Source organism: Pseudarthrobacter lactosi, assembly GCF_055412785.1.
On record NZ_JBVAYS010000001.1, the window covers coordinates 945,461 to 962,230 of the forward strand.

A 16,770-nucleotide genomic window follows, 5' to 3' on the forward strand; every position below is an offset into this window, starting at 1 on the left:
CTCAGGAAAGGCGGGCTGGAAGCGTGGCGGGCATAAAGGGCGGACGGGTGAACTCGAAGGCGGTGATGTCCTCTTCATGCTGGAGTGTCAGGCCAATGTCATCCAGGCCTTCCAGGAGGCGCCAGCGTGTGTAATCGTCGATTTCAAAAGGCGCCACGATGCTTCCGCAGATGACAGTCTTTGAAACGAGGTCGACGGTGACTTCGGTGCCTGGGGCGTTTTCCAGTTCTTTCCAGATCAGCTCAATATCGTCCTGGGCGAGCTCGGCGGCAAGCAGCCCCTGCTTGCCGGAGTTGCCACGGAAGATGTCAGCGAAACGTGAGGACAGGACGGTCTTGAAGCCGTAGTCCTTCAAAGCCCAGACGGCGTGTTCACGGGACGAACCAGTACCGAAATCCGGGCCCGCCACCAGGACGGAGCCGGCGTTGAACGGCGCCTGGTTCAGGATAAAGGCAGGATCCTTGCGCCAGGCGGAGAACAGGGCGTCTTCGAAGCCGGTGCGGGTGATCCGCTTGAGGTAGACCGCGGGGATGATCTGGTCCGTGTCAACGTTGCTCTGGCGGAGCGGGACGCCGATGCCGGTGTGGGTGGTGAACTTTTCCATGGCGGCCTCCTAGGCTGCGTCGGTGCGGATGGCGGCGGATTCGGGAGCCGGATCGAGGTCCGACGGCGAACTCAGGGTGCCCCGGATGGCTGTGGCCGCTGCCACCACCGGCGAAACCAGGTGCGTACGGCCGCCCTTGCCCTGACGCCCTTCGAAGTTACGGTTGGAGGTCGAGGCACAACGCTCTCCCACCTCGAGTTGGTCCGGGTTCATGCCCAGGCACATCGAGCAACCGGCGAAGCGCCATTCGGCGCCGAAGTCCTTGAAGACCTTGTCCAGGCCTTCAGCCTCCGCCTCCAGCCGCACGCGGGCCGAACCGGGTACCACCAGCATCCGGATATTGGGGTCCTTCTGGCGCCCGCGGATGATATCCGCAGCGGCGCGGAGGTCCTCCATGCGTGAGTTGGTGCAGGAGCCCAGGAAGACCGTGTCCACCCGGATGTCCTTCATCGGCGTCCCGGCCTCGAGTCCCATGTACTGCAGGGCGCGTTCGGCGGCCGCCTTGGCGTTTTCGTCGCCGAAGTCCTCCGGGGACGGCACCTTGGAAGAAAGCGATACGCCCTGCCCCGGGTTTGTGCCCCACGTTACAAACGGTTCCAGCGTGTCGGCATCCAGGTCCACCTCGACATCAAACGTCGCGTCGTCGTCGGTCCTCAGCGTGTTCCAGTACTCGACGGCGGCATCCCATTCCGCACCCTGCGGCGCGTGCGGGCGGCCATCCATGTAGTCGTACGTGATCTGGTCCGGGGCCACCAGGCCGGCGCGGGCACCGGCTTCGATGGACATGTTGCAGATGGTCATCCGCGCATCCATGGACAGCGCGCGGATGGCGGAACCGCGGTATTCCAGGACGTAGCCCTGGCCTCCGCCGGTGCCGATCTTGGCAATGACGGCCAGGATGATGTCCTTGGCGGTGACGCCGGTGCGCAGGGTGCCTTCAACGTTGATGGCCATGGTCTTGAACGGCTTCAGGGACAGCGTCTGGGTGGCCATAACGTGCTCCACCTCGGATGTGCCGATGCCCATCGCCAGGGCTCCGAAAGCACCATGGGTGGACGTGTGGGAGTCGCCGCAGACAACGGTCATGCCAGGCTGGGTGAGGCCCAGCTGCGGGCCAACAACGTGCACGATGCCTTGTTCCGCGTCACCGAGCGAGTGCAGGCGGACGCCGAACTCCGCGCAGTTGTTGCGCAGCGTCTGGATCTGCGTGCGGCTGGTGAGGTCGGCGATAGGTTTGTGAATGTCCAGCGTGGGAGTGTTGTGGTCCTCCGTGGCGATGGTGAGGTCCGGGCGGCGCAGCTTGCGGCCGGCCAGGCGCAGGCCCTCGAATGCCTGCGGGGACGTCACCTCATGGACAAGGTGAAGGTCAATGAACAGGAGGTCGGGCTGGGCGTTGGCTCCTTCGCCGTCGCCTTTGCGCACCACGTGCGCGTCCCAGACTTTCTCGGCCAGTGTCTTTGCCACGGCCATCTCCCTTCACTGCTGTTTGGCTGTTTGGTTCCACTGAACCAGCAGGGCCGCATTATGTGCCAGCCCAAAGATTTGCATCTCAGATAATGAGACGGCAATATCATTACATGGACAATTCTAGTGGAGTCGGCGTCATTGATAAAGCGGCCCATGTGCTTGATGCATTGGAGGCCGGACCCACCACGCTGGCACAGCTGGTGGCCGCCACGGGCCTGGCCCGGCCCACCGTGCACAGGCTCGCCCTGGCCCTGATCCACCACCGGCTCGTAAGCCGCGACATCCAGGGCCGGTTTGTCCTCGGCAGCCGCCTGGTGGAGCTTGCCTCAGCCGCCGGCGAGGACCGCCTCATCGCTTCCGCCGGGCCAGTCCTGATGCAATTGCGCGACGCCACCGGCGAAAGCTCCCAGATCTTCCGCCGCCAAGGCGAATGGCGCATTTGCGTCGCCTCCGCGGAACGGCCCATCGGCCTGCGCGACACCATCCCCGTGGGCACGAAACTTTCCATGAAGGCCGGCTCCGCCGCGCAGGTGCTGCTCGCCTGGGAAGACCACGACCGGCTCCTTGAGGGCCTGCAGGCGGCGCGTTTCACGCCCACCGTTCTGGCAGGCGTACGACGGCGGGGCTGGGGCCAGAGCCTCGGCGAACGCGAGCCCGGGGTCGCCTCAGTCTCGGCGCCGGTCCGGGGACCGTCCGGACGCGTCATCGCCGCCGTGTCAATCTCCGGCCCCATCGAGCGGCTCACCCGCCAGCCGGGCCGCCTCCACGCCGAGGTGGTCTGCAACGCCGCGCGGCTCCTCACCGAGGCCCTTCGCAAGAGCAACGATTGAGGCCTCGCCTTCGTCCGGACCCGGCAGCCCGCAGCTAGGCTGTCCGCATGAACAGCTACGCAGTCTTCCTCCGCGGTATCAACGTCGGCGGGATCAACATCAAGATGGCCGATCTCAAAAGCGCCCTTGCATCGCAGGGATTCGCCGACGTCAAGACACTGCTGGCCAGCGGCAACGTGGTGTTTGCCAGCGACGAGGATCCTGCCGCGGTCAAGCGGACCTTTGAGACGTGCCTGCGTGAGGCGTTCGGCTACGACGCCTGGGTGGTGGTTTTGACGGCACAACGGGTCTCCGAACTCGTGGAGGCATGCCCATATCCGGCGGACGACAAGGCAACGCACACCTACATCACGCTTGCCTCGGACACCGCCATGCTGGATGAGCTGGACGCGGCTGGCGCAGCCCTTGACGGGACTGAGCTAAAACGCCTCGGCCCGGAGGCGCTGGCCTGGCTGGCTCCGGCCGGCGGGACCCTGGACAGCCCTTTCAGCAAGATCTCGTCCAAGGCTAAGTTCAAGGCAACCACTACCACCCGCAACCTGCGGACGCTGATCAAGGTCAGTGACGCCGCCGCCGCCCTGGCGTAGCTGCCTTAAGTTCCGCCCGCGTTCTTCAGTGCTTTATTGAACGCAGTGAGCCTGGTGACCTCTACTTCCACCGGCTCCACGACCAAGTCACGGGCAACCTCGCCCACGGCTGCCCGCAGCCGTTTCCTGGCCCTGGCTGCGCGCGCCGTCGCGGCTCCTGCCCCAATGAACTTTCCGGTCAGCGCCAGGAAAATCCCCAGCACCACGCCGAGGGCAATCATCAGTGTTGGCACTGGCCAGCCTTCCACTTTGGGAACCTCAGGGACGGGCATCTGGAGATAGCCGATCCCCGCCAGCACGCCAAGCCAGCCCAGGCCGCCCAGGACCGTCAGCAGGGCGAGCCACTGGACCACGTTGAATATTCCCCACCACCATGACCTCCGGGACGCCATCAGGTCTGTTCCCGCGATGGCCTGGTCCAGGGCATCCGGCAACGCGTCCCTCCCTTCCCGGGCGGCACCCCGGATGGCCGCACGCCACGGGCCGGGCGCTCCCGCACTCGCCGCGTCCGCAAACTCACGGACGGCAGCATCCGTCCTGGCGCGTTCCGGGGCGCCGGCGGCCGGGAGCGAGGTCCGGTTAAGTTGTGACGGTGAAGAGCTTCTCAGATTGAGCCGGCGGAGCGGATCCGGCCGGAACCGCACCAGCCACCGCGTCACCGGCCATCCCGTGCGGCGCGTCGACTCGATGCGGTAGGACCGGGCGACGGCGTCCACCACGACGGGCACGTTGGCGGCCGTTGCCAGCTCATCGGTGAGCCGGGTTTTCGACGCCGGCCTGGCACCGGCGGCTTCCCCAGCACCGGCGGCTTCCCGGAGCTGCCCGGAGGCCCGCGAAACGTCCGCGGCCAGCCGCTGGGAAAGTGCCTGGCGCTGCACCGCCACGGTGCGGATGGCGCTCCGGACCTTGTCCACGCCGGTGCCCTTCAGCGCGGAGGCTCCCAGGACCTGGACCTTGCCCAGCCCGTCTCGGGCGAGGATACCTTTCAAGGACTCCAGCACAGGCTGCACGTCCCGTTCAGGCAACCGGTCCACCTGGTTGAGGACCACCAGGGTCACGGCGCCATGTGCGGACAGGGGTGCCAGGAAATCGTTGTGGACTGCCGCGTCGGCGTACTTTTGCGGATCCAGGACCCAGACCAGGACATCAACCAGGCCAACCATGCGCTCCACGATCTCGCGGTTCGCGGCCCTGGTGGAATCGAAGTCAGGCAGGTCCAGCAGGATCAGCCCCGTGCCCTCATCCGCGAAGCCTGCCACGGGCTCGGCACGGTGGCGGTTGCGCACCTCAAGCCAGTCCAGCAGCGGCTCGCTGCCGTCCGCTCCCCAGACACCTGCCAAGGGTTCCGACGTTGTGGGCCGGCGGGCGGCCGCCGTCGCGATTTCAGCGCCGCTGACCGCGTTGAACAGCGACGATTTGCCGCTGCCGGTGGCACCGAAAAACCCTACAACGGTGTGATCAGCCGAGAGGGACCGCCGGGAGCTCGCGCGCTCCAGGAGCCGGAACACCCCCTCAAGTGCGGCATCCGGCAAGACGCCCTCGGCGAGTTCGCGGGCATCATTGAGGGCTTGGAGCCTGCGGTCCAGCTGCGAGGCTTCACGGGCGACGCTGTGGCGGTTCATGCCGTGTCCGCCAGCCGGGCCAGGGCAGCGGCATGGTGGGTCAGGATCCGGACGGTGTCCGCGCCGCCCTCCGGCAGGCGTTGAAGGAACTTCTCCTGTTCGGCCTGCAGCAGCCGCTGGCACCGGGCGTGGAGGTCATCCCGCGCCGTCTGCGCGAGACGGCGGACAGCGTCTTCGCCGAACACTGCCTCCAGGAGTCGCTGGCCCACCACCGCGGTACCGCCCGCCACGCCGATCTCCAGCCCGGTGAGGCCGGCGGTCATGGAAAACACCACGATCATCAGTGCGGCACCCAGCCCGTTGATCCCGAAGGAAAGCCAGCGGGCCTGCGTCCGTTTGCCCTGCCCTTCCGTGCGGATCAGTTCCATCAGGCCGGCCTGCCAGGCCCTGATCTCCGCTGCGGCCACCTCGGCAAACCCGGGGCCGGTGCCGGACAGATCGTCCGTCCCCAGGAGCTCGCGGCCTGCCGGGTCCGAGCGCCAGCGCTGGTCGGTTTCTTCGCCGGCATTGGCGGCCTCGTCCAGGATGACGGCCTGCAATCCCGTTTCGATGGCGTCCTCAACCCGTACGGCTGGTGTCGGCTCGCCCCGGAAGAACGCTCCCATGCGGTCCCGCAGGCGTCCGATGTTCTGTTCGAGCGCCCGAAAGAATTCCCCTGTTCCGACAAAGTCCTGCCAGCGTGCCAGGACTTCCCCGCGGAGGAGCGCGCCGTCCTTAGTTGCGTCCAGGATCCGGGTCCCGGCATCGCGATAGGCATCCTCAGCTGCTGCCCGGAGCGTGGCTGCGGCCCGCTCCTGCCCCTGGACGGCGTGCGCCACGGTGCCGACCCGCCCGGCCAGCGCCTTCACCGTCCCGTTGAGGGTCCGGCGGGCAATGTCGGACCGCCCCGCGGCGTCGGCCGCAAGTTCCTGCAGCCACCGCCGCAACGGCTCCACGGCGCTCGATGGCAGCATGCCGAGACTGTCCAGGTCAGTCTCCGGCACAATGAACAGTCCGGCATTGCCGAGGCCTTCCTTCTGCAGCAACGTGCGGAGATCGGCGCTGACTTCGGCTTCCGCCTCCGCCGGTACACGATCCAGGACCACGGCCACCATGATGTCCCGCGAGGACGCGTCCAGGAGCAGCTTCCAGGGGACCGCGTCTGCGTAGCGGTTGGCAGTGGTCACAAAAACCCAGAGGTCCGCGGCGGCCAGCAATTGACCGGCGAGCCTGCGGTTGTCATCGGAAATGGAGTCGACGTCGGGAGCGTCCAGCAGCGCGATCCCCTGCGGAACAGCATGGTCCGCCACCAGCACGAGGGAAGAAATGGCTTCCGCATCGGGTGTTACGCCGGCCCGGCTGGCCGGGACGGCTTCCGTGGAGACGGTGCCCCGGATCCGGTTGAGGGTGGGCAGCACACGGTGGCCCTCGAACCAGCCGGCATCAGCCGGGTGGTGCAGCAGAATGGGCTGCCGGGTGGTGGGCCTGATGGCGCCGGAGCGGGTGACCGGGTGCCCCACCAGGGCGTTGACCAGCGTTGATTTGCCGGCACCGGTGGAACCCCCGACGACGGCCAGTAGCGGTGCGTCCAGGCTCCGGTACCGCGGGAGGATGTAATCGTCCAGCTGGGCGACGGCCTTCCGGGTGTCCTGGCGTGCCTGTTCAACATCCGGAAGGGCAAGCTGCAAGGACACCGCGGAAAGGTCTCCACGCACGGCCTCGAGCAAGGCCACAGTCGGCTCCGACTCAGCGTCTCGCTGGCCAGGCTGCGTTTTCGGTGCGCGCAGTGGCGGCGGAGGCTGGGTGGGACGAAGCCCGTCTGAGGAGGTCACAGCATCATCATGCCAGTCGCGGCAGCTTTTTCACCCGGGCCGGGTTTGCCCTGTTGCCGCCAGTGCGGGGTCCACCACGGAAAAACGGCCCCGGGCTGATGCCCGGGACCGTTTTATGGTGACCCCAGCGGGATTCGAACCCGCGTTACCGCCGTGAGAGGGCAGCGTACTAGGCCGCTATACGATGGGGCCGCGTACTTCCAGGAAGCTTTCACTTCCATCCGGCGCCAGGCCGGTTTGCTAAGTGAGTATTTCATACACTCAACGTCTGTTTCAAATCGGTGAACCGAATCAAAACCACTGATTTGCCGCGGTTAGCCTGCGACCAAACAGAGCTGGGATACCAGGACTCGAACCTAGAATGACGGTACCAGAAACCGTAGTGTTGCCAATTACACCATATCCCAATGATTACTTTCGGGCCGGAGTTTCGGGCTTCAAGCCGCGCTCCGTGCGCCTCAGCACGAGAAATTACTTTACCCGAGACTTTGGGCTGGCACAAATCGGCGCCGAAGTCGCGAAGGGCTGGACCCTTGCCAGATCGACCGGAATAAGTTTACTCTCGGTAAGTTACCCGAGAGTAACCACCCTCTGCCTTCGCTGCAGGCGCTTCGGAATTCAGTTTTTGGATCCGGACTGCCGCCCCTGGTTCAGATGGGTGGCCGGCAGCTTTCACTGCCGGCAAACCGTCGAGAGGACCCCCGTGACACAAAGTCGTGCCGCCGCGCCCAGCAAAACCCGAACCAGGGCACAGCAGCTGGCTATCGCTGTCCTGGCCCTGATGCTTATTGCTTTGCTTGGGTTTTACACCCTGGTCACGGGCAGGATCACTGACGGATCGGCCAAACTCCAGGACGGGGCGGGCCAGGCCTCGGCGGGCGCTGACAAGCTCAGGGACGGCGCCGGTCAGCTGGCGGCCGGCGCGGGCCTTGCCGACACCGGAGCAGGCAAGCTCTCCTCCGGCGCCGATAAAGTCTTCCTGGGTGTCAGCGAGAAGCTGGCCCCGGGCGCCGAAAAACTGCAGACCGGTGCAGACCAACTCGCCGCCGGCGCGGTCAAGATCGAAACTGACGTCAATAACAAGCTCGCGCCCGGTGTCTACAAAGTGGATGACGGCGCCCGCAAGCTCGCCGCCGGAGCCACCCAGCTCGCCGCGGCACTGACGCCTACGGCCGCAGGAAATGCCGAGATCAACCTGGCGGACGGCGCGACTGCGCTGAATGCAGGTGCCGGCCGTCTGGCCTCCGGAACCGGCGAGCTGGCCGCCGGAACGGCCCAGCTCAAAGGCTACCGGGGAGCGAACAACTCTCCAGAGGCAGGCACCGGCACGGCGGCCTTGGCACAGGCCCTCGAGCTGCTGGAAGCGGCAGCGTCGGACCCGCTTCAGGGGCTGGTTCCACTGGCCGTTGTCAAGGACAAGATCGCCAAGATCACCGCTGGAGCCCACAAGCTCGACGCCGGGGCGCAGCAACTGCAGGCTGGCGCCGGGAAGCTCAATGAAGGAGCCGGACAGTTGCACACGGGAACAGGCCGTCTCACCGCTGGCTTCGCCACGCTGGGTGAAAAGCTCAACAGCCGTGATCCCAACAACCCCGGCATGGTGCTGGGTACCGAACTGCTGGCCGCCGGAACGTCCCAGATCCGCACCGGCATGGATGGCGTCCCTGGCAATGCCGACCGCCCGGGCCTGATCAAAGCCGTCGCCAAGATCACGGACGGCAGCTCACGCCTGGCGGACGGCACGTTGGCACTGAATGCAGGGATCAAGGGCGATCCGGCCGATCCCTCAAACCCTGGCCTGCTCCACGGGTCCCAGGCACTGGCGGCCGGCGCCTCGGAACTGGCCACAGGCAACACGAAGCTGGCCTCGGGTTCGACAGAGCTGGCGAACGGTGCCGGGAAACTCGCCGACGGCAACGCCCGGATTGCTGACGGCACGGACACCCTGCACTCCAGCGCAGCGGCCATCTCGCCTACCAGCATGGTGGGGAAATCTGATACCGCCGTCGCCTTCGGCCTGGTTGCGGTGCTTGTGTTCGGATCCGTCGGCATCTACATGGTGCTGTGGAACAGGCGCAGACTGCGGCCTGCTGACTAAACGGCCGCTCAGCCCAGCAGCTGCAACAGCGAGGTGACCTCGTGGCCGGCGAAATCCGGCGCCGGCTCCCCCACCCTGTTGAGCCAGACGCCTACCAGGCCCGCCGCCGTCGACCCTTCAGCGTCCAGCATCCTGTTGTCCCCCACGTAGAGGGTCTCCTCCGGTGCGGTCCCCAACAGGCGGACGCCTTCGAGATAGATGGCAGGCTCGGGTTTGGCGACCCCTACGGTGTCCGTGCCAACCAGTCGCATGACGCGATCCAGGCCAGCGCCATCCAGTTTGGCCCGCTGGTAGTCGTGCACGTTGTTACTGACGGCGCCGTAGGGGATACCGGCAGCGTCCAGCACATCCAGGAGCGGCAGCACGTCCTCAAAGGCGCGCACATACGTGGGCTGCAGCCGGCTGTAGGCCGAGAGCCACCCGTGCGCTTCTTCGCCGTCGGCAAGATCCACGCCGAAGTGCCCCAGGGCGGCGCGACCCCGCAGGAGGCGCTGGTCGTTGAAGGTCAGCTCCCCCGCAAGGTACCTGTCGTAGTAGTGCGTGGTCTCGTGCGTGAAGATCCTGCCGAAACGCTCCCACCCGGTCTGGTCCAGACCGGGCAGGAGGTGTTCGCTGACCTCGCGCAGGGCTGTGGTCATGGCGTATTCAAGGTCCACCAGGGTGTCGTCGATGTCGAACAGGACGCCCCGGATGGTCCCGAAGCGCGACTGCAGGACTCCGCCAGAAGTGGTGCCGATGGCGGACATCAGCCGCGGAAGGTGCGGAGCCGGCTCAGGGACGAGTCTTTGCCCAGGATCACCATGGATTCGAAGAGTGGCGGCGAGATCCGGCGCCCGGAGATCGCCGTGCGCACAGGACCGAAGGCCAGCCGCGGCTTCAGCCCAAGGTCCTCCACCAGTGCCTGCTTCAGGGCCGTCTGGATCTCCTCAGGGTTCCAGTCCTGAACAGGCTCAAGGGCCGCCAGCGCGGCGTCCAGTACTTCGGTCAGGTTGGCGGGCAGGCCCTTGCGGGCGTCGTCCGCGACGTCGATCGCGTCGTCGGCCTTGAACAGGAAGGCGAGCATCTCGGGGGCCTCCCCCAGCAGGGTGATCCGCTCCTGGACCAGGGGTGCGGCCTCGGTGAGGATCTCTTCCTCCCGGTCCGTGAGGATCTCCCCCACCAGGTCTGCCGCCCGAAGGTACGGCACCAGGCGCGCACGGAAATCGGCGGCCTCAAGCAACCGGACGTGCGTACCGTTGATGGCCTCTGCCTTCTTCAGGTCAAAACGTGCCGGATTCGCCAGCACATCGTGGATATCGAAGTGCTCCACCAGCTGCTCGACGGTGAAGATGTCCTCATCGGCGCTCAGCGACCAGCCCAGCAGCGACAGGTAGTTCAGCAGGCCCTCGGGGATGAAACCTCGTTCGCGGTGCAGGAACAGGCTGGATTCCGGGTCGCGCTTGGAGAGCTTCTTGTTGCCCTGGCCCATGACATAGGGAAGGTGGCCGAATTCCGGCATGTACTCGGCCACGCCGATGGCGTAGAGCGCACGGTACAGGGCGATCTGGCGGGGCGTGGAGCTGAGCAGGTCTTCGCCGCGCAGCACGTGGGTGATTCCCATCAGGGCATCGTCCACAGGGTTCACCAGCGTGTACAAAGGTGCGCCGTTGGCACGGACCACCGCGAAGTCCGGCACGGAACCGGCCTTAAACGTGATTTCGCCGCGAACCAGGTCCTTGAACGTGAGGTCCTCATCCGGCATCCGCAGGCGCAGCACGGCCTGGCGGCCCTCTGCCTTGTACTGAGCCAGCTGTTCCTCGGTGATGTGCCGGTCAAACCCGTCGTACCCCAGCTTGGGGTCGCGGGACGCCGCACGGTGGCGGGCTTCGATTTCAGCCGGTGTGGAGTAGGACTCGTAAATGTGGCCGCCGGCCTTGAGCCGCGCGATGACATCCTGGTAGATGTCGCTTCGCTGGGACTGGCGGTACGGCTCGTGCGGGCCGCCCACTTCGACTCCCTCGTCCCAGGTGATGCCCAGCCACTTCAGCGCGTCCAGCAGCTGGTGGTAGCTTTCCTCGCTGTCCCGCGCCGAGTCCGTGTCCTCGATGCGGAAGACCAGGGTTCCCTTGGTGTGCCGGGCATAGGCCCAGTTGAACAGCGCAGTGCGGATCAGTCCGACGTGCGGGGTACCCGTGGGTGAGGGGCAGAACCGCACCCGGACCGGGGTTTCGGCAGTGACGGACGGGATGGCGGCAGGGTTCAGCGCAGGGGCAGTAGTCATAGTGGTTCCAACTTTACCCGTCAGCGGCGGACCACCGGGTTGGACAGGCGTCCGATGCCCTCGATCTCCACGTCGTAGCGGTCCCCCGCAGTGACGAGGTCGACGCCGGCCGGCGTGCCGGTCATGATGACGTCGCCCGGGAGCAGGGTGAAGGCTTGGGACACGATGGAGACGATTTCCCGGACGCCGCGGATCATCTGGCTGGTACTGCCGTCCTGGCGCAGTTCGCCGTTGAGCCAGCCCTTGATGGCTAGGTCTTCGGTATCCAGCTCGGTCTCGATCCAGGGTCCGAGGGGTGCGGAGGTGTCGAAGCCCTTGGCCCGGGCCCACTGCAGGTCCGTTTTCTGGACGTCGCGGGCCGTGAGGTCGTTGCCGCAGGTGTAGCCGAAGATGACGTCGTCGACGCGGTCTTCCGGGACGTCTTTGCAGATCCGGCCGATGACCACGCACAGCTCGGCTTCGAACGAAACTTCGTCGGAGAATTCCGGCAGCACAATGGGGTCGCCCGGGCCGATGACGGAAGTGTTCGGCTTCAGGAACAGCAGCGGCTGCTGCGGGACTTCATTGCCCAGCTCGGCGGCGTGCTCGGCGAAGTTGCGGCCCACGCCGATCACCTTGCTGCGGGGAATGATCGGCGCCAGGAGCCTGACGTCTTCGAGCTTGTGCTTGACGTGGGTGCGCTCCACGCCGTTGAAGAAGGGGTCGCCGTTGATGACAGTGATTTCCTCACTGCCGGGCTCGCCTTCAACAACGCCGTAGAGGGGATCAGAATCGACTACAAACCTGGCAATACGCATGGTTGCTAGCCTACCGTCTTGAGCTGGCGCCCCTGCCTTTGCGTCATGTTCTTCGGTCAGGCGCCGGGCAGTCCTCGGAGGTAGTCGAGCTGCGCGGCCACCGACATTTCGGCTGCCCGGCGGACGGAAGGGTCGACGTCGGCGTACACGGCGTCGGCCACGTCCGCCACGGTGGCGTCCCCGCCAAGCCGGACCAGTGTTGAGCGGATCTGCGCCAGCCGCTCCTGCCGGTGCTCGCGGTAGGCGCGGGTGATGGCCTCCAGGGAGGGTAGGACCGGGCCGTGCGCCGGCAGGACAGTGGCCTGGCCAAGGGCTTCGAGCCGGTCCAGGGACTCGAGGTAGTCCCCCAGCCTGCCGTCCGGGTAGTCCAGCATCGTGGTACCGCGGCCCAGGATGGTGTCGCCGGTCAGTACGGAACCGTGCGGGCCGTCGTGGGGAAGATGGAAGCAGACGGAATCGGAGGTGTGGCCCGGCGTCGCCAAGACCTGGACCGTCACTCCTGCCGCTTGGATGGTTTCTCCGTCCTGCAGGGGTTCGCCGCCGCCATAGCAGTGCCGGGGGTCGGCCGCGCGGACCGGGGCTCCGGTGATTTCATGCAGCCGCCGGGAGCCCGCGGTGTGGTCGGCGTGCCGGTGCGTCACGAGGATGAGCTCCACGGGGCCTGTGTCCGCGACTCGGCGGAGGTGGCCGTCGTCCGCGGGGCCTGGATCAACCACCACCGATGTACTGGCTCCGGGGGCGGAGATGACGTACGAGTTGGTGCCGTCCAGGCTCATGGGCCCGGGATTGGGTGCCAGGATGAAGGCCGTCAGTGGGCTGCACGTATGGAGAGAGCCGCTCGAGGTGGTGTTCACTGCACCATCTTCGCATCAGGCCGGCACGGAATAACCTCACCCCCGGCGCGGGTTATGGCTGGTGAACCCATTGCCAACAGAGAGTAGCCACGCACACCCATGAGCACTTCATCCAGTATCTCGTTGTCTGAACTCTTGTCCGGCGCCGACGCCGCGGGCCACGACCACGCACTGACGGAGAAGAACAGCGGCCTGCAGCACATCCACAACCACGCGACGGGCACCATTGTTTGGTTCCCGACGTGGCAGAAGTTCCGCCAGACCACCGACTGGCGCGAGGCGGTGGACGGTGTTGCCGAGGAATTCCGGTCACATATCGAGGACGTCGATCAATGGGCGGCCACGTTCCTGGCTGGAGACCTGGCCATACTCCTCGAGCGCGCTGCTGCCTCCGGCGACGCAAACATTTTTGTCCAGGACAATCTCACGCACCACCTGACCCGGACCTGGGCTCTTGCCGACGCCGTCGCCGAGGCAACAGGGAAGGACCTGCCCACCGGCGGCACCAAACCGGCCATCTTTGCCGACTATCCCTATGACGTATACGCGCAGGACGGCGGTGCCTTCGCCACGGCACTCTGGAACGACGTCATCGATGCCCGCCGCAACCGGGCTCTGGCCGACGAAGCGGCGCGCAAAGCCCTGAAGCCGGTCTCCCGCAAGGCCCTCAAGAACGCTGCCCGGAAGGCCGCCCGCCGCTGAGGCCATCCAGACACAGCAACGCGGGGTCACTTCATGCCCTATCCGATGGGAATATCGGGCGTGAAGTGACCCCGCGTTGTTGGCCAGGGTTGTGGAGGGTCAGGCCAGGCGGGTCAGCCAGCCGTGGGTATCCGGCACGGTTCCGGTCTGGATGCCCAGGAGCTGTTCGCGGATGGCCATGGTGGTCTCCCCTGCCTTCGCGTCCTCGGAGCCGATGAATTCGGTGGCGTCCTTGAGGACACCGATGGGCGTGATGACCGCCGCGGTGCCGCAAGCGAAGACTTCGGTGATCTCGCCGGAAGCAACGCCGTCGCGCCATTCATCAAGGGTGATCTTGCGCTCAGTCACTTCACGGCCCATGTCCTTGGCCACCTGGATGACGGACATTCGGGTCACGCCTTCCAGGATGGTCCCGCTCAGCGCTGGAGTGACCAGTGAGCCGTCCTTCATCACGAAGAACACGTTCATGCCGCCGAGCTCTTCGACGGCGTTGTCGTTGAACAGGTCCAGGAACAGCACCTGCTTGCAGCCGTTGGCTTCGGCTTCCTGCTGGGCGATCAGGGAGGCTGCGTAGTTGCCGCCGCACTTGGCGGCCCCGGTGCCGCCGCGTCCGGCACGGGCATACTCCCGCGAGATCCAGATGGATACGGGCTTGAGCTCGCCGCCGAAGTAGTTGCCGGCGGGCGATGCGATGACCCGGAAGGACACCTCACGCGCTGCCCGAACACCCAGGAACGCCTCGGTGGCGATCATGAACGGGCGCAGGTACAAGGCCTCGCCGTCACCGGCGGGAACCCATTCCTTGTCCGCCTGCACCAGTTCCCGGATGGCGCCCAGGAAGTACTCCTCGGGCAGTTCCGGCAGCGCGAGGCGTCGTGCCGACTTGTTCAGGCGGGCCGCATTCGCCTCCGGACGGAAGGTCCAAATGGAGCCGTCGGCGTGTCGGTATGCCTTGAGGCCTTCGAAGATCTCCTGGCCGTAGTGCAGCACTGCGGCGGACGGGTCCAGGGAAATGGGTCCGTAGGCCTCTACGCGCGCGTTGTGCCAGCCGCCTTCGCCTTGCTCGTCGACGCTGTAGTCGACGACCGCGGTGTGGTCGGTGAAGTAGTTGCCAAATCCCGGGTTCGCCAGGATGGCTGCACGCTCGTCAGCTGACTTCGGGGTTGCCGAGAGCTGCTGGTTAAATTCGACGCCATGGGCGGTCTGAGTCATGGTTCCTCCACGATCGGCTGCCTTTAGAACGTGGTTCAGCACTGAACCGCTGGGCAGCATTTGGTGATTGAAACTAGCTTACGCCGGTTAACCGAGTCTCAAGAGCGCACGGTCTAGAGCGCTGCAGCGATGGCGTCCCCGACGGCGCTGGTACTGCGGGCGCCGCCGTCGCGGGTTTCGACGTCGGCGATCACCGCAGCTTCGATCCTGCGGGCCGCGGCGGTGTAGCCGAGGTGGTCCAGCAGGAGCACCGCGGACAGGATGGCCGCAGTGGGATCGGCCTTCTGCTGGCCGGCGATGTCCGGGGCCGAGCCGTGGACGGGTTCGAACATGGACGGCGCGGTGCGGTCCATGTTGATGTTGCCGGATGCCGCCAGCCCGATGCCGCCGGTGATGGCCGCCGCGAGGTCAGTGAGGATGTCGCCGAAGAGGTTGTCGGTGACGATGACATCGAAACGGGACGGATTGGTGACCATAAAGATGGTGGCCGCATCAACATGCAGGTAATCGTGGGTGACCTCGGGGAATTCCTGGGCCACCGCCTCGACCGTGCGTTTCCACAAGTGGCCGGCGTAGACCAGGACGTTGTGCTTGTGCACCAGGGTCACATGCTTGCGTTCCCGGGCGCTGGCGCGGCGGAAGGCGTCGCGGACAACACGCTCCACGCCATAGGCCGTGTTCAGCGAGACCTCGGTGGCAACCTCGTGCGGCGTGCCGGTACGGAGGGAGCCGCCATTTCCCACGTACGGACCCTCGGTCCCCTCGCGGACGACGATAAAGTCGATAACGCCGGGATCCGCCAGCGGGCTGCCGACCGTTCCGTACAGCCGCGACGGCCGCAGGTTGACGTAGTGGTCCAGGCTGAAGCGGAGCTTGAGCAGCATTTCCCGCTCGATGATGCCGGACGGAATCCGGGTGTCGCCGGGAGCGGCGCCCACAGCACCGAAGAGGATCGCGTCCCGTGTGCGCAGGTCGGCGAGGACTTCGTCCGGAAGGGTCTCGCCGGTGGCCAGCCAGTGCTCGGCGCCGAGCTTGTAATGGGTCTGCTCAAGGACAACGCCTTCAGCGGCGACAGCCTTTTCGAGGACTTTCAGTGCCTCGGCAATGACCTCTGGGCCAATGCCGTCACCGGGAATGACAGCGAGATTGATCGTGGATGCGCTCATGCTCCAAGAATATTAAGATCATCCGCATGCCGGACAATCAGTCTCATTTGTTGAGACGAAGGGCTGGGTCCTCCGGCGAGGCAACCACCACCACGTTAGTGCCCCAGGGATCATCCGTGTAGCAGGAAATAAGGACCAGCCTGTTAGGTACCCCTTGCCAGATGGGACTGTCCTTAAGACCGGATTTGTCGTAGGTGGTCACCGAATCCACCAGGTAGGCCACTTCCCCCGTGGCCGTGATCACGGTCAGCCTGTCACCTACCGCCGCCTTGATGCTCAGGTGGTTGAACGGCGCGTCCCTGTCCGTCCAGCTGTGGCCGGCGATATAAGTGGTGTTGACCGAGCCCGTTCCGGGCACACCATACGGCGTGAGCCAGTAGCCGTCCATGGTGGGTGGCGGCACGATGGTCTGGGTGGCCTGGTCCGCGCCGGTGGGCTCGAGCGGATGGACCACCGCATCGATATCCGCGGCAGGGTACACCAGCCTCTGAGGCGGCGACGCTGCCGGACCGGCCGGGACAGGGGCGCTCGTGGCCATCGAAGGGGTGGGTGTAGGGGTGGATGTTGGTTGAGCCGGGGCCGTCTGCTGCACAGCAATCCCGGTCACCCCTGGCGATGGCGCCGGCCCGGCCAGGTATGGGAGGAATGCGAACGCCAGGTAGGCCAGCACGCCACAGAGCACCACAAAAACGATGCTTCTGGCGGTGAAGAGCCTTCCTTCGCTGTCCATGGTTACCCCGTATATCCGTCGGATTTGCCT

The 16,770-nt window shown here is 65.9% G+C and carries 15 protein-coding genes and 2 tRNA genes; 4 read left to right on the top strand and 13 right to left on the bottom strand.

The window, feature by feature from the left end:
- Nucleotide 1 precedes the first annotated feature (1 nt).
- Together leuD and leuC are read right to left on the bottom strand one after the other, a co-directional pair.
- The gene (gene leuD / locus ACZY0Q_RS04380; RefSeq protein WP_463914983.1) at nucleotides 2-604 is read right to left on the bottom strand and encodes a 3-isopropylmalate dehydratase small subunit; all 603 of its coding nucleotides are present in this window, start codon (nucleotides 602-604) and stop codon (nucleotides 2-4) included.
- A gap of 9 nt (nucleotides 605-613) precedes the next feature.
- Nucleotides 614-2,068: a 3-isopropylmalate dehydratase large subunit gene (gene leuC / locus ACZY0Q_RS04385; protein WP_463914984.1), complete on the bottom strand. Its 1,455-nt coding sequence runs from the start codon at nucleotides 2,066-2,068 to the stop codon at nucleotides 614-616.
- Between the two features lie 113 nt (nucleotides 2,069-2,181).
- On the opposite strand from leuC, the gene ACZY0Q_RS04390 reads away from it, so the two are divergent.
- Nucleotides 2,182-2,901, top strand: a complete 720-nt coding sequence (locus ACZY0Q_RS04390; protein ID WP_104061235.1) for an IclR family transcriptional regulator — start codon at nucleotides 2,182-2,184, stop codon at nucleotides 2,899-2,901.
- A 47-nt stretch (nucleotides 2,902-2,948) separates the two neighbouring features.
- Nucleotides 2,949-3,488 carry a DUF1697 domain-containing protein gene (locus ACZY0Q_RS04395; protein ID WP_463914985.1) on the top strand — a complete coding sequence of 180 codons (540 nt, stop codon included), beginning with the start codon at nucleotides 2,949-2,951 and terminating at the stop codon, nucleotides 3,486-3,488.
- A gap of 5 nt (nucleotides 3,489-3,493) precedes the next feature.
- Here the strand turns inward: ACZY0Q_RS04395 and ACZY0Q_RS04400 are convergent, their stop codons facing one another.
- From ACZY0Q_RS04400 to ACZY0Q_RS04415, 4 genes are all read right to left on the bottom strand, one after another.
- The gene (locus tag ACZY0Q_RS04400; protein WP_463914986.1) at nucleotides 3,494-5,110 is read right to left on the bottom strand and encodes a GTPase; all 1,617 of its coding nucleotides are present in this window, start codon (nucleotides 5,108-5,110) and stop codon (nucleotides 3,494-3,496) included.
- Nucleotides 5,107-6,822 (bottom strand): dynamin family protein, encoded by a 1,716-nt coding sequence (locus tag ACZY0Q_RS04405; protein ID WP_463914987.1) that lies wholly within the window; start codon nucleotides 6,820-6,822, stop codon nucleotides 5,107-5,109. Before ACZY0Q_RS04405 ends, ACZY0Q_RS04400 begins: the two co-directional genes overlap by 4 nt.
- Nucleotides 6,823-7,037: 215 nt before the next feature.
- Nucleotides 7,038-7,113 (bottom strand) — tRNA-Glu (locus ACZY0Q_RS04410).
- 143 nt (nucleotides 7,114-7,256) lie between these two features.
- Nucleotides 7,257-7,328, bottom strand: a tRNA-Gln gene (locus ACZY0Q_RS04415).
- 296 nt (nucleotides 7,329-7,624) lie between these two features.
- Here ACZY0Q_RS04415 and ACZY0Q_RS04420 point away from each other — a divergent pair.
- Nucleotides 7,625-9,019 (top strand): hypothetical protein, encoded by a 1,395-nt coding sequence (locus ACZY0Q_RS04420; protein WP_463914988.1) that lies wholly within the window; start codon nucleotides 7,625-7,627, stop codon nucleotides 9,017-9,019.
- 8 nt (nucleotides 9,020-9,027) lie between these two features.
- Here ACZY0Q_RS04420 and ACZY0Q_RS04425 read toward each other — a convergent pair whose 3' ends face one another.
- From ACZY0Q_RS04425 to ACZY0Q_RS04440, 4 genes are read right to left on the bottom strand one after another with little or no spacing between them, the layout of a single operon-like run.
- Nucleotides 9,028-9,765, bottom strand: a complete 738-nt coding sequence (locus ACZY0Q_RS04425; RefSeq protein WP_463914989.1) for an HAD family hydrolase — start codon at nucleotides 9,763-9,765, stop codon at nucleotides 9,028-9,030.
- Nucleotides 9,765-11,279, bottom strand: a complete 1,515-nt coding sequence (gltX, locus tag ACZY0Q_RS04430) for a glutamate--tRNA ligase (protein ID WP_463914990.1) — start codon at nucleotides 11,277-11,279, stop codon at nucleotides 9,765-9,767. Before gltX ends, ACZY0Q_RS04425 begins: the two co-directional genes overlap by 1 nt.
- 20 nt (nucleotides 11,280-11,299) lie before the next feature.
- Nucleotides 11,300-12,076: a fumarylacetoacetate hydrolase family protein gene (locus ACZY0Q_RS04435; RefSeq protein ID WP_058932084.1), complete on the bottom strand. Its 777-nt coding sequence runs from the start codon at nucleotides 12,074-12,076 to the stop codon at nucleotides 11,300-11,302.
- A gap of 56 nt (nucleotides 12,077-12,132) precedes the next feature.
- Nucleotides 12,133-12,930, bottom strand: coding sequence for an MBL fold metallo-hydrolase (locus ACZY0Q_RS04440; RefSeq protein WP_463914991.1), 798 nt, complete (start codon nucleotides 12,928-12,930; stop codon nucleotides 12,133-12,135).
- 99 nt (nucleotides 12,931-13,029) lie between these two features.
- Here ACZY0Q_RS04440 and ACZY0Q_RS04445 point away from each other — a divergent pair, with 99 nt between their 5' ends.
- Nucleotides 13,030-13,632: a hypothetical protein gene (locus tag ACZY0Q_RS04445; RefSeq protein WP_463914992.1), complete on the top strand. Its 603-nt coding sequence runs from the start codon at nucleotides 13,030-13,032 to the stop codon at nucleotides 13,630-13,632.
- A gap of 99 nt (nucleotides 13,633-13,731) precedes the next feature.
- Here ACZY0Q_RS04445 and ACZY0Q_RS04450 read toward each other — a convergent pair whose 3' ends face one another.
- From ACZY0Q_RS04450 to ACZY0Q_RS04460, 3 genes are all read right to left on the bottom strand, one after another.
- Nucleotides 13,732-14,844, bottom strand: coding sequence for a branched-chain amino acid aminotransferase (locus tag ACZY0Q_RS04450; RefSeq protein ID WP_463914993.1), 1,113 nt, complete (start codon nucleotides 14,842-14,844; stop codon nucleotides 13,732-13,734).
- A 113-nt stretch (nucleotides 14,845-14,957) separates the two neighbouring features.
- On the bottom strand, nucleotides 14,958-16,010 hold the full coding sequence (locus ACZY0Q_RS04455) for a 3-isopropylmalate dehydrogenase (protein WP_463914994.1): 1,053 nt from the start codon (nucleotides 16,008-16,010) through the stop codon (nucleotides 14,958-14,960).
- Between the two features lie 43 nt (nucleotides 16,011-16,053).
- Complete coding sequence (locus tag ACZY0Q_RS04460) at nucleotides 16,054-16,740, bottom strand: class F sortase (RefSeq protein WP_463914995.1); 687 nt, start codon at nucleotides 16,738-16,740, stop codon at nucleotides 16,054-16,056.
- Nucleotides 16,741-16,770 lie beyond the last annotated feature (30 nt).

What these genes read in the sequence shown, in the direction of transcription:
- ACZY0Q_RS04395 (WP_463914985.1), top strand. Translation starts at nt 2,949, where the DNA reads ATGAACAGCTACGCAGTCTTCCTCCGCGGTATCAACGTCGGCGGGATC.
- ACZY0Q_RS04435 (WP_058932084.1), bottom strand. Translation starts at nt 12,076, where the DNA reads ATGCGTATTGCCAGGTTTGTAGTCGATTCTGATCCCCTCTACGGCGTT.
- leuD (WP_463914983.1), bottom strand. Translation starts at nt 604, where the DNA reads ATGGAAAAGTTCACCACCCACACCGGCATCGGCGTCCCGCTCCGCCAG.
- ACZY0Q_RS04450 (WP_463914993.1), bottom strand. Translation starts at nt 14,844, where the DNA reads ATGACTCAGACCGCCCATGGCGTCGAATTTAACCAGCAGCTCTCGGCA.
- ACZY0Q_RS04425 (WP_463914989.1), bottom strand. Translation starts at nt 9,765, where the DNA reads ATGTCCGCCATCGGCACCACTTCTGGCGGAGTCCTGCAGTCGCGCTTC.
- ACZY0Q_RS04390 (WP_104061235.1), top strand. Translation starts at nt 2,182, where the DNA reads ATGGACAATTCTAGTGGAGTCGGCGTCATTGATAAAGCGGCCCATGTG.
- ACZY0Q_RS04400 (WP_463914986.1), bottom strand. Translation starts at nt 5,110, where the DNA reads ATGAACCGCCACAGCGTCGCCCGTGAAGCCTCGCAGCTGGACCGCAGG.
- ACZY0Q_RS04460 (WP_463914995.1), bottom strand. Translation starts at nt 16,740, where the DNA reads ATGGACAGCGAAGGAAGGCTCTTCACCGCCAGAAGCATCGTTTTTGTG.
- gltX (WP_463914990.1), bottom strand. Translation starts at nt 11,279, where the DNA reads ATGACTACTGCCCCTGCGCTGAACCCTGCCGCCATCCCGTCCGTCACT.
- ACZY0Q_RS04455 (WP_463914994.1), bottom strand. Translation starts at nt 16,010, where the DNA reads ATGAGCGCATCCACGATCAATCTCGCTGTCATTCCCGGTGACGGCATT.
- ACZY0Q_RS04445 (WP_463914992.1), top strand. Translation starts at nt 13,030, where the DNA reads ATGAGCACTTCATCCAGTATCTCGTTGTCTGAACTCTTGTCCGGCGCC.